Origin of the sequence: Bacillus smithii (assembly GCF_001050115.1) — a bacterium.
Classification (GTDB): Bacteria; Bacillota; Bacilli; order Bacillales; family DSM-4216; genus Bacillus_O; species Bacillus_O smithii.
The window spans coordinates 1,766,041-1,781,592 of record NZ_CP012024.1 but is presented as its reverse complement, the minus strand read 5'-3'; the positions used below and the strand labels follow the sequence as shown (position 1 = coordinate 1,781,592).

The window sequence follows — 15,552 nt, the reverse complement described above, 5'->3', positions numbered from 1 at the left end:
GGAAGATACTGTTGAATAAAATCCAAAATCAATGAGGAAAACCATATGCTTTTAATAGATTGATATTTGAGGAGGAAATAGCGAGTGAATGATCGTCAAGCGGCGTTAGAAATGGCGTTAAAGCAAATAGAAAAACAATTTGGTAAAGGATCCATTATGAAATTGGGCGAACAAACGGACCGAAACGTATCTACTGTTCCAAGCGGTTCTCTTGCTTTGGATGCGGCGCTGGGGGTAGGTGGATATCCGCGAGGTCGGATCATCGAAATTTATGGTCCTGAAAGTTCAGGGAAAACAACGGTAGCTTTGCATGCAATTGCTGAAGTGCAAGCACGAGGTGGCCAAGCGGCTTTTATCGACGCTGAGCACGCGCTGGATCCCGTTTATGCTCAGAAACTGGGTGTCGATATTGATGAACTTTTGCTTTCACAGCCGGATACCGGTGAACAAGCGTTAGAAATCGCTGAAGCATTGGTTCGTAGTGGAGCCGTTGATATTATCGTGATCGACTCAGTGGCAGCTCTTGTTCCGAAAGCGGAGATTGAAGGAGAAATGGGTGATTCCCACGTCGGTTTGCAAGCGAGATTGATGTCCCAGGCGCTTCGCAAACTGTCCGGAGCCATTAACAAGTCCAAAACGATTGCCATTTTTATCAATCAAATCCGCGAAAAAGTAGGCGTTATGTTTGGAAATCCTGAAACGACGCCAGGCGGACGGGCGCTGAAATTCTATTCATCGATTCGTTTGGAAGTCCGCCGTGCAGAGACGCTGAAACAAGGAAATGAAATGGTCGGCAATAAAACGAGAATTAAAGTAGTGAAGAATAAAGTGGCGCCGCCTTTCCGCACCGCAGATGTGGATATTATGTACGGTGAAGGAATATCGAAAGAAGGGGAAATTATCGACCTCGGCTCCGAGCTCGACATTATCCAAAAAAGCGGTTCGTGGTATTCCTACAATGAAGAAAGACTAGGGCAAGGACGTGAAAATGCCAAACAGTTTTTAAAAGAAAATCCAGAGATCCGCGATGAAATCATGTATAAAATTCGGGAACATTACGGTTTGGACACCCCTCCTGCTGAGCCGGAAAACCACGAGGAGGAACAAGAAAATTTCAGCTTGCTCGATGATGAGGCATAAAAAGCAAAGCGTTCGCTTTGCTTTTTTCAATTGGGGAGAATAAACCTTCTTCCATCTGGTTATGGTGGTACTGACTCTGTATTTGAAAAGAGCAGGGACTATTGCAGAAAGACAAAAAAGTGGAAACTTTCAGGTGGAGCTGTTCTGATGGAGATGGTTTTGCTCAGTTGTCGCAACTGTCTGGCACTCATCTTTAGTGAATCCGTTCAATGAGGAAAAAACATTGCGGGAGTTTTGAAAGTCTAACCTGTGGGTGAGACCACATTATCAGCTGACAGGCACAGTCGATGTGGCTATTTGGACAAACTTCTAAGACAAGTTTTGTTCGGAATCGATTCTGTTATAAGGACACTACTCTTGATTTCTTGGCCTTTAATCTTATTGGATTCTCATTTTTAGCAGCGGAGTTGGAGACATGACCTATTTTAGCTGATCCATTTTTAAAGCGGGTAGTTTGAAATTTACAAGTTTTGGACGGGTATTTTTTTATGGGTGATGATTGGAGGGTGCTTTGCTGTAGCACAGGTTGGCTTTGGGGGTGCTGTACCGCAAGACAGCGAGCGATTCACTAAATGGTTTTATTCTTAGGTATTTTATTAGAGGCTTGTTTGGCAAACGAGCTCGCTTAATGTATGTTGCGGATTACATCCGTTCCTTGTCACTTTGGACGGTTTTGCTCGATCGGATGCGATTCAACACAAAGTTTCATGAATTTTCATCCTGCAGGGTCGCTCCCTTTCTCGTTTATAACCAACGCTGTATTTGACAAAAGCTTGACAATGATTTTTTCCAGCCTTAAAATTAATATGTATATTTTACATTTTTTCACACTAAAATTGGCAAGCCTAGCGCGCTGTATATTGATAGGGAAACAATGTACAAGCCGACATGTTAGAAGCATGATACAAGTTCATAGCAAGAGGAGGTGAAACAATGACATCCATTATAATCATCTCCATTTTGCTTGGCCTAATCGTCGGTGTAGTTGTTGGCTATTTTGTTCGAAAATCCATTGCTGAGCATAAAATCGCAGGGGCAAAGAGTATTGCGGATCAAATCATTGAAGACGCAAAGCGCGAGGCGGAATCGGTGAAAAAAGAATCCCTGCTGGAAGCAAAGGATGAAATTCATAAGCTTCGTACAGAAGCGGAACGAGAAATTCGTGAACGAAGAAACGAATTGCAGAAACAAGAAAATCGTTTATTGCAAAAAGAAGAGAACCTTGACCGCAAAGATGAACTCTTGGATAATCGGGAGTCGATGCTGGAAAAGAAGGAAGATTCTCTAGCTGAAAGACAACAACATATTGAAGAGATGGAAAGCAAAGTGGACGAGATGGTGCGAACGCAGAAAGCCGAACTGGAGCGTATCTCGGGTCTCACTCGCGAAGAAGCCCGTTCCATTATTTTGGAACGCGTTGAAAATGAATTGTCCCACGAGACGGCTCTTATGATAAAAGAGCATGAAATTCGCGTGAAAGAAGAGGCTGACAAAAAGGCGAAAGAAATTCTGTCGCTGGCCATTCAACGGTGTGCCGCTGAGCATGTGGCTGAAACAACCGTTTCTGTTGTCAACCTTCCAAACGATGAAATGAAAGGACGCATTATTGGACGGGAAGGACGTAATATCCGGACACTCGAAACACTAACGGGGATAGACCTCATCATTGATGATACACCGGAAGCGGTAATCTTGTCTGGTTTTGACCCCATTCGCCGTGAAACTGCGCGAATCGCTCTTGAAAAGCTGGTGCAGGATGGAAGAATCCATCCGGCAAGAATCGAAGAGATGGTGGAAAAATCAAGACGAGAAGTGGACGAATATATTCGCGAAGTTGGCGAACAAACGACTTTTGAAGTGGGGGTTCACGGACTTCACCCTGATTTAATTAAAATTTTGGGACGTTTAAAATTCCGGACGAGCTACGGCCAAAACGTTCTGAATCATTCCAAAGAGGTGGCCTATCTTGCCGGCCTGTTGGCAGCGGAATTGGGTGAAGATGAAACTTTAGCCCGCCGTGCAGGACTTCTTCATGATATCGGAAAAGCGGTGGACCATGAGGTAGAAGGAAGCCATGTTGAGATTGGAGTAGAACTTGCAACCAAGTACAAAGAACATCCAGTAGTGATCAACAGCATTGCTTCCCACCACGGAGATACGGAACCAACATCTGTGATTTCCGTATTGGTGGCGGCGGCTGATGCGTTATCCGCGGCCAGACCAGGAGCTCGAAGCGAGACGCTTGAAAACTATATCCGCCGTCTCGAAAAATTAGAAGAGATTTCCGAATCTCACGAAGGCGTGGAAAAATCATACGCCATTCAAGCGGGACGCGAAATACGAATCATGGTGAAACCTGAACAAGTCGATGACTTAGAAGCACATCGGCTGGCAAGAGACATTCGCAAACAGATTGAGGAAGAGTTAGATTATCCTGGTCACATTAAAATCACAGTCATTCGTGAAACAAGGGCTGTAGAATATGCGAAGTAAAAGCGGTGTGAGATTTCACACCGCTTTATTTAGAGTAACAGTCCTTGCCAAAAAGGCTTCATTCAAAGTGTTTCATTGAATAAAGCTAATGCCAACGATTAAATGATGCCATTATCCTAAGAACTGCTATATCTTTCTTCATTGAGCAAAATTACAAAATAGAAAGGAAATACATATGAAGCTACTTTTTATCGGCGACGTCGTCGGATCACCAGGAAGAGATATGGTTTCAGAATATCTGCCGAAATTAAAAGATAAATACCGTCCTGATGTCATCATTATCAACGGAGAAAACGCAGCAGGCGGCAGGGGGATTACCGAAAAAATATACAGAGGTTTTTTAAACCTCGGGGCCCATGCGATCACCCTTGGAAACCATACTTGGGATAACAAAGAGATTTTTCAATTTATCGATGATGCTAAACAATTGGTCCGTCCCGCCAACTTTCCGAACGGAACACCAGGAAAAGGAATGATATTTGTAAAAGCCAATGGTTTTGAAGTGGCTGTGATCAGTCTTCAAGGCCGAACGTTTATGCCTGCTTTGGATGACCCGTTTCAGGCAGCGAATTCCCTTATTAAGAAAGCTAGAGAACGGACTCCGATCGTCTTTGTTGATTTTCATGCAGAAGCGACGAGTGAAAAGCAAGCGATGGGCTGGTATCTCGATGGGAAAGTTTCAGCAGTCATTGGGACTCATACTCATATTCAAACAGCAGACAACCGTATTTTGCCAAATGGAACCGCTTATTTAACGGATGTTGGCATGACAGGCCCTTACGATGCGATATTAGGAATGGATCGAGATGCTGTTGTCAAAAAATTTCTCACCGGCCTTCCTGTTCGTTTTGACGTCCCTAAGAACGGCCGCAAACTTTTAAGCGCTTGTATCATTGATATTCATGATAAAACAGGGCTGGCGAAAAAAATTGACCGTATTCTCGTGAATGAGGACTCTCCTTTTTTATCCGAATAAGGTTTATGTTCATTCTATGAGCAGCTAGACTATGCAAATCGCTAGGTTCGTTCCCCCTTTTTTGCGACCAAGCCGGAATATTCAGTGAAATTTCAGAATATAGTAGCAGTGGAATCATTTATACCAAACATGTTCACTCGAATGGACATTCGGTATTGGGAAATGACAAGGGGGAACAAGAAATGGAAATATTAAAAGTTTCAGCAAAATCTAATCCGAATTCTGTAGCTGGAGCACTTGCCGGTGTTCTTCGTGAGAGGGGCGCGGCAGAAATACAAGCAATTGGGGCCGGTGCTCTGAATCAAGCGGTGAAAGCGGTTGCCATTGCGCGCGGGTTTGTCGCCCCAAGCGGTGTTGATCTAATTTGCATCCCTGCGTTTACGGATATTCAAATTGAGGGAGAAGAAAGAACGGCGATAAAGTTAATAGTCGAACCACGGTAATCTTACAAGCTGTTTTTCGAAGAAATCGAAAAACAGCTATTTCTTTTTTAAAGGCAAACCCAGTAGGCGGCTCCGAAAGTTTCTAAAAGATTCATTGGAAACGGAATGTTACAAAAATAAAAATCTTTTTGACATATTATCCCGATCATTTTACAATGAAATAAATCATCCTCATCTACATAGTTCCGTTCGTTGAAGGGGTTTTTTATGTTTGTGACATTACGAAAAGGTGGTTTTCAAAATGATTTTTGATGCTCATTGTGATGTATTGTATCAACTTCAGAATGACGGAACAAAAGATTTTCAAAATGGGGACGATCTGCATATAACCTATCAACAGCTTGTAGATACGGGCGCCAAAATTCAATGTTTTGCGATTTTTTTGTCTCCCAGGGTGAAGTCGCATAATCGTTTTGATACAGCACTCGAAATGGTGGATTTATTTTATGAAAAAATTCTGAAGCCTAATCCTCATATAAAGCTGGTACGGTCTAAACATGATATTGACAATTTGAAAGAAAACGAGATGGGAGCTGTTTTAACGCTGGAAGGATGCGAATCAATTGAAGAAAATTTGGTGAAGTTGCGCGCGCTTTATCGATTAGGATTACGGTCTGTTGGTCTAACATGGAATTATGCGAATGCGGCAGCCGATGGCGCTTTGGAAAAGCGCGGGGGAGGTTTAACATATTTTGGTCAGTCGATGATCAAAGAATTAAATAAACTAAAAATATGGACAGATGTTTCCCATCTTTCTGAAAAAGCATTTTGGGATACGATCGAGTTGGCTGAGTATCCAATCGCGTCCCATTCCAATTGTTACCGAATTTGCAAGCATCCTCGAAATTTAAAAGATGATCAAATCAAAGCTTTAATCCAAAAAAACGGAGTGATTGGCATCACATTTGTCCCGGAATTTGTAAAGGAAAACGGTCAAACTCAAATTTCCGATGTCATTCGCCACATTGATCATATCTGTTCATTAGGTGGGGAACATCATTTAGGGTTTGGCTCGGATTTTGACGGAACAGAAAAAACGATTCCTCGTTTGTCTCGGTACAAAGACTACGAAATTCTTATAGAGTCTCTGTTAAAATACTATTCTGCACGACAAGTGAAAAATTTTTTGTTTGACAATTTTGTCAGCCGTTTTCCCCAGTGACGAGTGTTGATGAAAGAAGAGAGTAGTTCAGAAAAAGGAGGGTTTCTTTTAATTTTTTTCTATTCGAAACAGGATTAATAGGAAATGAACTGAAAAAATGATAAACTAGTAAGAAGTAAATGCAATTTATTGTGAACGTATAAAGGGGTGTAATTTTATGATAGAGCAGCTTTCATGGAAAGTTGGAGGGCAGCAAGGTGAAGGAATTGAGAGTACTGGAGAAATTTTCTCCATTGCTTTAAATCGGCTAGGTTATTATCTCTATGGATATCGCCACTTTTCTTCACGAATCAAAGGTGGACACACGAATAATAAAATACGGGTTAGTTCGACAAAAGTCAATTCTGTCGCCGATGATTTGGATATTTTAGTGGCTTTTGACCAAGAAACAATCGATGTTAACTATAAAGAACTGAACGATCATGGCGTGATCATCGCCGATTCTAAGTTTGAACCGAAGAAACCGGAAGATACAAAAGCGGTTCTTTATTCTGTTCCGTTTACGGAATTGGCAACAAATCTTGGAACTTCTCTTATGAAAAACATGGTGGCGGTTGGAGCGACTTGCGCTATTTTAAATATTGACGTTGAAGTATTTCACGAAGTAGTGAAAGAAATTTTCGGCAAAAAGGGAGAAGCCGTCGTACAGAAAAACATGGAAGCCATACGGCAAGGGTATCAATTTATGCTGTCTGAGACAGAAGGGCAGATCAGCCATCTTGAACTTGCCCCGGCTGATGGAAAAAAACGGATGTTTATGATTGGAAACGATGCAATTGCGCTCGGAGCGCTTGCGGGGGGAGCACGATTTATGGCGGCTTACCCTATCACTCCTGCATCTGAAATTATGGAGTATTTAATTAAAAAATTGCCGCTTGTTGGTGGAACCGTGATCCAAACGGAGGACGAAATTGCTGCAGCCACAATGGCCATAGGGGCCGGCTACGGCGGAATCCGAGCATTGACTGCTTCGGCGGGGCCCGGTCTTTCATTAATGATGGAATCGATCGGGTTAGCGGGCATGACAGAAACGCCGATCGTGATCATTGATACTCAGCGTGGAGGTCCTTCCACAGGCTTGCCGACGAAACAAGAACAATCGGATCTATTGGCGATGCTGTATGGAAACCACGGTGAAATACCTAAAATCGTCATCGCTCCTAGCACGGTGGAAGAAGCGTTCTATGACACGGCTGAAGCTTTCAACCTTGCGGAAGAATATCAATGTCCTGTTATTGTGCTTTCTGATCTGCAATTGTCGTTAGGAAAACAAACAGTAGAACCGCTCGATTATTCAAAAGTGGAAATTCGCCGCGGAAAATTGATTCCTCTGCAAGAAGAGTTGCCGGAACTTCCTCAAAAAGGGTATTTTAAACGCTATGAAGTAACGGAAGATGGCATTTCACCAAGAGTGATACCAGGAATGAAAAACGGCATCCACCATGTAACGGGAGTGGAACATGACGAAACAGGGAAGCCTTCAGAAAAGCCATTGAATCGTAAACAGCAAATGGATAAACGCATGCGGAAAATCCAGCATGTCCATTTTAATACGCCTGTTTACAAAAATTGCCCTCATGAAGAAGCAGATTTATTGCTAATTGGCTTCAACTCGACACGCGGAGCCATTGAAGAAGCAATAGGACGCTTAGAAAAAGAAGGATTGAAAGTGAATCATGCTCATATAAGACTTATTCATCCGTTCCCAAGCGAAGAACTATTGCCGTTGATCAAGTCAGCGAAAAAAGTAGCGGTCGTAGAGCACAACGCTACAGGCCAGTTGGCAAAAATCATTAAAATGAATGTGGGCTACGGGGAAAAGATTGTCAATGTCTTAAAGTACGATGGAAATCCGTTCTTACCAAGCGAAGTTTATACAGAGTGCAAACAATTATTTCAACCACAGGAAATTTAAACAGTACAAGGGAGTTGTGTGAAATGGCCACATTTAAAGATTTTCGGAATGATGTGAAACCTAACTGGTGCCCGGGATGCGGAGACTTCTCAGTTCAAGCCGCTATTCAGCGTGCAGCTGCGAATGTTGGATTGGAGCCTGATCAGCTGGCAGTGATTTCAGGTATTGGTTGTTCTGGACGGATATCCGGTTATATTCATTCTTACGGACTACACGGTACTCACGGTAGGGCGTTGCCAATTGCACAAGGCGTGAAAATGGCGAATAAAGACCTAACGGTTATTGCTGCAGGTGGTGACGGCGACGGGTTTGCGATTGGATTGGCTCATACGATCCACGCGATTCGCCGCAACATTGACATTACGTATATCGTGATGGACAACCAAATTTACGGTTTGACGAAAGGACAGACATCTCCGCGTTCATCAGCCGGCTTTGTCACAAAATCAACACCGGATGGATCGATTGAACCAGCTTTATCTCCGATGGAACTCGCGTTAACATCAGGCGCGACATTTGTGGCTCAAGGATTTTCTTCCGATATTAAGGAATTGACTGCTTTAATCGAAGCGGGCATAAAGCATAAAGGTTTCGCCTTTATCAACGTCTTTAGTCCATGCGTGACGTACAATAAAATCAATACGTATGATTGGTTTAAGGAAAATTTATTCAAATTAAGCGATGTGGAAAATTATGATCCATCCAATCGCGCCTTGGCTATGAATACGTTAATGGAGCATAACGGGTTAGTGACGGGATTGATTTATCAAAATACTGAACAGCCTTCTTATCAAGAACAAATTCATGGATACGCAGAACAACCTTTAATTCAACAAGATCTGCGTTTATCAGATGAACTTTTCAATGAGTTGGTAGAAGAATTTATGTAAGAGAATGAGACAAAACAGCACTTCTTCCTAAAAGGGAGGAGTGCTGTTTTTGTGTCTTCTGTCTCTTTAGGCATTTACTATTGTTTAATTGGCTAAAACCCCTTATACTAAGAGAATGTGTAGATTTAGTTGAACTGCATGACAAAGAGCCTATATAATGAAAAAATAGGGAACTTAAAAACTGAATGGAGGATTTTCATGAACGAAGAACAACGTTTGCAAAGTCAACAAGTGAAAACGGTTGATCCTTCGGACAAAAAATCCGAAAAGGATTACAGCAAATATTTTCAGCGGGTCTTTATGCCGCCTTCCATGAAAGATGCCAAACGCCGAGGAAAAGAAGCAGTCAAATACCACGAAGATTTCAGCATACCGGAAGAATTTTTAGGAATGGGAAAAGGCCGGAAATTCTATATTCGTACTTACGGCTGCCAAATGAACGAGCATGATACGGAAGTAATGGCAGGTATTTTAATGCAATTGGGCTATGAACCGACAGATCAACCGGAAGATGCCAATGTGATTCTTTTAAATACTTGCGCCATCCGCGAAAATGCGGAAAACAAAGTATTTGGAGAAATTGGCCATTTAAAACCGTTGAAAATGGAAAAGCCTGACCTGCTATTGGGAGTATGCGGTTGCATGTCCCAGGAAGAATCGGTAGTCAATAAATTGCTTAAGCAATACCAGTATGTGGATATGGTATTTGGAACTCATAATATTCACCGTCTCCCTCATATTTTGAATGAAGCCTATATGGCAAAAGAAATGGTTGTCGAAGTGTGGTCGAAAGAAGGAGATGTCGTTGAAAATCTTCCGAAAGTTCGTCAAGGAAAAATTAAAGCATGGGTAAACATTATGTACGGATGCGATAAATTCTGTACTTATTGTATTGTTCCTTATACGCGCGGAAAAGAACGCAGCCGTCGACCGGAAGATATCATTCAAGAAGTACGCCAACTGGCGGCACAAGGATACAAAGAAATCACGTTGCTCGGTCAAAATGTAAATGCCTACGGAAAAGATTTTACCGATATGGAATATGGACTTGGCGATTTAATGGATGATTTGCGCAAAATTGATATTCCACGAATTCGCTTTACCACTAGCCATCCGCGCGACTTTGACGACCATTTAATTGAAGTGCTCGCGAAAAAAGGAAACTTAATGGAACATATCCATTTGCCAGTTCAATCCGGATCCAGCGAAATCTTAAAGATAATGGCTAGAAAATATACCCGTGAACAATATTTGGAACTTGTCCGCAAAATCAAAAAAGCGATCCCGGATGTGGCGTTGACAACAGATATTATTGTCGGTTTTCCGAACGAAACAGAAGAGCAGTTTGAAGAAACGTTGTCCCTTGTCCGAGAAGTAGGATTTGAGTCTGCTTACACTTTTATTTACTCACCTCGGGAAGGAACCCCGGCAGCTAAGATGAAAGACAATGTCCCGATGGAAGTAAAGAAAGAACGCTTGCAGCGATTAAATGAACTTGTGAATGAACTTTCCGCCAAAGCGATGAAAAAATATGAAGGAAAAATTGTAGAAGTGTTGGTGGAAGGGGAAAGCAAAAACAACCCTGACGTTTTGGCCGGTTATACTCGGAGAAATAAATTGGTCAATTTCAAAGGACCAAAATCCGCCATTGGCCAAATTGTCAAAGTAAAAATCACGGAAGCCAAAACATGGACATTAAATGGAGAAATGGTGGTAGAACGAGAAGCTGTCGAGGTGAAATAGGGTGGCCAAATACTCAAAAGACGACATTGTCGAACGCGCCAAAGAGTTGGCGAAAATGATTGCGGAATCGGAAGAAGTCGATTTTTTCAAAAAAGCGGAAGCAAAAATTCATGAAAATGAAAAAGTTCGACAATTAATAGCAAACATTAAAAGTTTGCAAAAACAGGCTGTCAATTTTCAACATTATGGAAAAACAGAAGCGCTGAAAAAAACGGAAGAAAAAATCGAACAGCTTGAGAGAGAATTGGACGATATTCCCGTTGTTCAACAGTTTAAAGAATCCCAAGTGGATGTAAACGATTTGTTGCAGATCGTAGCCAACACGATATCCAATACCGTGACAGATGAAGTGATTACTTCTACAGGCGGAAACCTACTGACAGGAGAAACCGGAGCTCAAGTTAGAAACAAGCTATCGGGGAACCATCATTAATCTCCGAAAGAGATTGACCAAGGAGCCCCTTTTAAGCAAGAAAACCCGACGATCAAATCATTTTTCTCGTCGGGTTTCTCTATGTGCGCCCGGCATGTACATGAACTATAGGGTGTAAGTCCCGAACCCCGAAGACAGAAGTAGAGGTTAGCCAAGAGCAAGGGTGTCCGTGGTGACGCGGAATCTGAAGGAAGCTGGAGGCAAAACACCGGTCCGAGGAACACGAACCTCATATAAGGCTAGGTATGATTGAGTGAGTTTGCATAACAAAACAAAGCTCTTTCTGTCGAAGGTCATATCGAGTAAATGAGGCGGATAGATGGTGTGAAAGTGCATGTACTTACCCGGGGAGGTCTGGCGGATATGTGAAGTACTCTTCATAACCTACTTAGTGATAAGTAGCTGAACCGTCAGAAGTCAGCAGAGGTCATAGTATTAGTTGGTCTAGAACAACTAAGAAGGACCGAACAATTAAGAGAGAATAGCCCTTGGTATTCAGTGAGTCATGATGAACACAGAAAACGTAGTACCTCACTTGAGGGAGGAAGCGGTGAATCCCGTGGGAGACCTCTTGGAGGGTGGAGTGACCACTGGCATAAAGAGAACAGCTATTCACGGAAGTTATAAAGACTTGCGTCAATTATCTTAATTGAACCGCCGTATACGGAACCGTACGTACGGTGGTGTGAGAGGACGGGAGTTAATCGCTCCCTCCTACTCGATTTCTGGAGTGAGTGAATTTTCGCGATCATCATCAATGCCCGATATAAAGCTTTATATGAAAAAAAGTGCCCTTGGATCATTATACCGACTATTGGGAAAACCCCTTTTTGTATTTACATTCAATATCATTTGAACGGAATGGAGAAGGAAAAAATGAAAAATAGATTCTTTCTTACTCTATTAGAAGGAGAATAACATTCTATTTCACATGGAATCCGCACTGTTGGAAAAAAACACGAGGCTTTAGCACACCCGTTTATCCCTCCGCATAGGATAAAGTGAAATTACATGAGGAGGGTTCGCTCAAATGCCAGAATTTAGAGAAATTATAACAAAGGCAGTTGTAGCTAAGGGGCGCAAATTTACCCAGTCCCATCATACGATCACTCCGCCGCATCATCCTTCAAGTATTCTAGGCTGCTGGATTATTAATCACGAATATAAAGCAAGGAAGAGCGGCAAGACGGTCGAAATTAGAGGGACTTATGATATAAACCTATGGTACTCTCATCATGACAACACAAAAACTTCCGTTATTACAGAAAAAGTGGAGTATGTGGATGTTGTGAAATTAAAGTATCGCGACCCCGATTGTGATGATAAAGAAGTAGTGGCACGTGTGCTACAACAGCCGAATTGTAATGAAGCTGTCATTTCTTCGAATGGCAATAAGATGGTCGTTCATATTGAACGAGAGTTTTTAGCAGAAGTCATCGGCGAGACTAAAGTCTCCGTCATGATCGATCCAGATGGCGTTGAAGAAGATGATTGGGATTCCGAGCTATCCGATGAAGACTTTGAAGAACTCGATCCCGATTTCATCGTCGACGATGAAGAAGAATAAGAAATCTGAATGCCAATTTTCGAAGAATCAGCAGCCTATTCCATGGAAGGAATCAGGCTGTTTTTTATTATATGATTCTTTTATGATATAATTATACTTTGTTAGAAATAGGCTTCGGGAAAGGATTGGAGAAACAAATGCCGCAATATACTCCAATGATTCAACAATATTTAAAAATCAAGGCTGAATATCAAGATGCCTTTTTATTTTTTCGGTTAGGCGATTTTTATGAAATGTTTTTTGATGACGCGATTAAGGCTTCGAAAGAATTGGAAATTACTTTGACCAGCAGGGACGGCGGTGGCGATGAAAGGATTCCGATGTGCGGCGTCCCTTATCACTCTGCCGATAGCTACATACAACAGCTGATTGAAAAAGGCCATAAAGTTGCGATATGTGAACAAACAGAAGATCCCAAACAAGCAAAAGGGGTAGTTAAACGGGAAGTGATCCAGCTGATTACTCCCGGAACGATGATGGAAGGGAAAGGACTGCTGGAAAAAGAAAATAATTATATTGCATCGGTTTCCGGAATGGAAGATGAGACGTTCGGACTAGCCTATACGGATTTATCCACCGGAGAAAATCGTGTAACACTGCTGACAGCTTTTGAAGATGTGGTAAATGAACTGTCCACGCTTGGAACAAAAGAAATTGTTATCGACCCTTCTTTTGATAACAGCTTGCAAAAAACAATAAAAGAGCGGTTGTCGTTGACGATTTCTTATGAAGAAGATCAGGAAGTCAAATCGGAATATCAACATCTTTTGGAAAGGCTTGAGGATTCACGGCTACGTTCGACTTCTGCCAGACTTTTTAATTATTTGTATCGCACGCAAAAAAGAAGCTTGGACCATTTGCAAACAGTCGAAACCTATCACGTCCATAATTATATGAAAATAGATTACTTTTCCAAAAGAAACCTGGAGTTGACGGAAACGATTCGATCGAAAGGGAAAAAAGGCTCTCTTCTATGGCTCTTGGATGAAACCATGACGGCCATGGGAGCGAGACTATTAAAACAGTGGATTGACCGTCCGCTCATTCAAAAGAGCAAGATTGAAAAGCGGCTTGCTCTTGTCGAGTTGCTGCTGAATCGTTATTTTGAACGCCAAGAGCTAAGAGAGCGATTAAAAGAAGTTTACGATCTTGAAAGGCTCGCCGGCAGAGTGGCGTTTGGAAATGTCAATGCCCGGGATTTAATCCAGCTGAAAAAATCACTACAGCAAATACCTTCTTTGAAAGATCTATTAGGTCAAATGGACAATGACGATATTCAAACAATAGCGTCCAAATTAGACCCGTGTGAAGAATTAACCGATCTGCTCGAACGGGCGATTGTCGAGAATCCGCCATTGTCCGTGAAAGAAGGCGGAATTATCAAGGACGGTTACCACGCGGAATTAGATCGCTACCGAGACGCTAGTCAAAACGGGAAAAAATGGATCGCTCAATTGGAAAAAGAAGAAAGAGAGCGAACCGGAATTAAATCGTTGAAAGTCGGCTATAACCGCGTGTTTGGATATTATATTGAAGTGACAAAAGCCAATCTACATTTGCTGGAAGAGGGGCGCTATGAACGTAAACAAACGTTGGCAAATGCAGAACGTTTTATCACACCGGAATTGAAAGAAAAGGAAGCTTTAATTTTACAAGCGGAAGAAAAAAGCGTAGATTTGGAATACGAAATCTTTTTATCTATTCGGGAATATGTTAAAACATTTATTCCGAGACTGCAGGCTTTGGCCAAAACCGTCAGCGAGCTGGATTGTTTGCAATGTTTTGCCACTGTCAGCGAAAAACAACACTACGTAAAACCGCGTTTTAACGATGGGCGAACATTACGGATTAAAGGGGGCCGCCACCCGGTTGTAGAAAAAGTCATGGATTCACAAATGTATGTGGCCAATGATTGTTTGATGGATAAAGGTCGGGAAATGCTGCTCATCACCGGACCGAACATGTCAGGAAAAAGCACGTATATGAGACAAATTGCCTTAACGGCTATTTTAGCCCAAATTGGTTGTTTTGTACCGGCTGAAGAAGCGGTTCTGCCTATTTTCGATCAAGTGTTCACGAGAATTGGCGCAAGTGATGATTTGATTTCAGGACAAAGCACGTTTATGGTGGAAATGCTGGAAGCAAGAAATGCCATCGTTCATGCGACGCAAAATTCTTTAATTCTTTTCGATGAAATCGGCAGAGGAACCTCTACATATGATGGAATGGCTTTGGCACAGGCTATCATTGAATATATCCATGATCATATTGGGGCTAAGACTTTATTCTCGACCCACTATCATGAATTAACGGTTTTGGAGAAAGAACTGGATCAATTGAAAAATGTTCATGTAAGTGCCGTCGAGCAGAACGGAAAATTAGTTTTCCTTCATAAGGTAAAAGAAGGAGCTGCAGATAAAAGTTACGGTATTCACGTAGCGGAATTAGCGAATCTCCCTCAAACGTTGATTAAAAGAGCAAAGGAAATTTTGACGGATCTCGAATCTACAGGTGCTTCTCCTTCTAATAAGGAAAAAACCGATGAAAGTGAAAAGAAAGATTCCAAGACGTCAGTGAAACAGGAAGTGGAGCAGCTGTCTTTCTTCGATGAGGAGCAAAAGACAGAACCGAAAGCAGCCGTCACCCCGCGGGAAAAAGAAGCAGCCCGAGCGTTAAAAGCTCTCAACTTATTAGAAACGACTCCGTTAGAAGCATTAAACAAGTTATATGAATTGCAAAAAATACTAAATCAATAATATGATGAAATGAATCTCCGTTAAGCCGTCCGTT

11 protein-coding genes are annotated in these 15,552 nt (G+C 42.1%); all 11 read left to right on the top strand.

What is annotated here, in order from left to right; all coding sequences use genetic code 11:
* Positions 1-84: 84 nt before the first annotated feature.
* On the top strand, positions 85-1,140 hold the full coding sequence (recA, locus tag BSM4216_RS08380; RefSeq protein ID WP_048623413.1) for a recombinase RecA: 1,056 nt from the start codon (positions 85-87) through the stop codon (positions 1,138-1,140).
* Between the two features lie 933 nt (positions 1,141-2,073).
* A complete protein-coding gene (rny, locus tag BSM4216_RS08375) occupies positions 2,074-3,633 on the top strand; it encodes a ribonuclease Y (RefSeq protein ID WP_048623412.1) in 1,560 nt (519 codons plus the stop codon).
* A 175-nt stretch (positions 3,634-3,808) separates the two neighbouring features.
* A complete protein-coding gene (locus BSM4216_RS08370) occupies positions 3,809-4,609 on the top strand; it encodes a TIGR00282 family metallophosphoesterase (protein ID WP_048623411.1) in 801 nt (266 codons plus the stop codon).
* A gap of 182 nt (positions 4,610-4,791) precedes the next feature.
* Entirely contained in the window at positions 4,792-5,052 is a 261-nt protein-coding gene (gene spoVS, locus BSM4216_RS08365; RefSeq protein WP_003352407.1) for a stage V sporulation protein SpoVS, read from the top strand.
* A gap of 241 nt (positions 5,053-5,293) precedes the next feature.
* Entirely contained in the window at positions 5,294-6,214 is a 921-nt protein-coding gene (locus BSM4216_RS08360; RefSeq protein WP_048623410.1) for a dipeptidase, read from the top strand.
* A 157-nt stretch (positions 6,215-6,371) separates the two neighbouring features.
* Complete coding sequence (locus BSM4216_RS08355; protein WP_048623409.1) at positions 6,372-8,129, top strand: 2-oxoacid:acceptor oxidoreductase subunit alpha; 1,758 nt, start codon at positions 6,372-6,374, stop codon at positions 8,127-8,129.
* Positions 8,130-8,152: 23 nt separating this feature from the next.
* The gene (locus BSM4216_RS08350) at positions 8,153-9,019 is read left to right on the top strand and encodes a 2-oxoacid:ferredoxin oxidoreductase subunit beta (RefSeq protein ID WP_048623408.1); all 867 of its coding nucleotides are present in this window, start codon (positions 8,153-8,155) and stop codon (positions 9,017-9,019) included.
* Positions 9,020-9,217: 198 nt separating this feature from the next.
* A complete protein-coding gene (miaB, locus tag BSM4216_RS08345) occupies positions 9,218-10,762 on the top strand; it encodes a tRNA (N6-isopentenyl adenosine(37)-C2)-methylthiotransferase MiaB (protein ID WP_003352402.1) in 1,545 nt (514 codons plus the stop codon).
* Position 10,763: 1 nt separating this feature from the next.
* Entirely contained in the window at positions 10,764-11,195 is a 432-nt protein-coding gene (locus BSM4216_RS08340) for a YlbF/YmcA family competence regulator (protein ID WP_048623407.1), read from the top strand.
* A 1,030-nt stretch (positions 11,196-12,225) separates the two neighbouring features.
* Positions 12,226-12,762 (top strand): outer spore coat protein CotE, encoded by a 537-nt coding sequence (locus BSM4216_RS08335; protein ID WP_048623406.1) that lies wholly within the window; start codon positions 12,226-12,228, stop codon positions 12,760-12,762.
* A gap of 137 nt (positions 12,763-12,899) precedes the next feature.
* Complete coding sequence (gene mutS, locus BSM4216_RS08330) at positions 12,900-15,518, top strand: DNA mismatch repair protein MutS (RefSeq protein WP_048623405.1); 2,619 nt, start codon at positions 12,900-12,902, stop codon at positions 15,516-15,518.
* The last annotated feature ends 34 nt before the right edge of the window (positions 15,519-15,552 follow it).

Excerpts from the sequence above, each read along its gene's own strand:
- BSM4216_RS08370 (WP_048623411.1), top strand. The coding sequence starts at position 3,809 with ATGAAGCTACTTTTTATCGGCGACGTCGTCGGATCACCAGGAAGAGAT.
- BSM4216_RS08355 (WP_048623409.1), top strand. The coding sequence starts at position 6,372 with ATGATAGAGCAGCTTTCATGGAAAGTTGGAGGGCAGCAAGGTGAAGGA.
- mutS (WP_048623405.1), top strand. The coding sequence starts at position 12,900 with ATGCCGCAATATACTCCAATGATTCAACAATATTTAAAAATCAAGGCT.
- BSM4216_RS08350 (WP_048623408.1), top strand. The coding sequence starts at position 8,153 with ATGGCCACATTTAAAGATTTTCGGAATGATGTGAAACCTAACTGGTGC.
- spoVS (WP_003352407.1), top strand. The coding sequence starts at position 4,792 with ATGGAAATATTAAAAGTTTCAGCAAAATCTAATCCGAATTCTGTAGCT.
- miaB (WP_003352402.1), top strand. The coding sequence starts at position 9,218 with ATGAACGAAGAACAACGTTTGCAAAGTCAACAAGTGAAAACGGTTGAT.
- rny (WP_048623412.1), top strand. The coding sequence starts at position 2,074 with ATGACATCCATTATAATCATCTCCATTTTGCTTGGCCTAATCGTCGGT.
- BSM4216_RS08360 (WP_048623410.1), top strand. The coding sequence starts at position 5,294 with ATGATTTTTGATGCTCATTGTGATGTATTGTATCAACTTCAGAATGAC.
- BSM4216_RS08335 (WP_048623406.1), top strand. The coding sequence starts at position 12,226 with ATGCCAGAATTTAGAGAAATTATAACAAAGGCAGTTGTAGCTAAGGGG.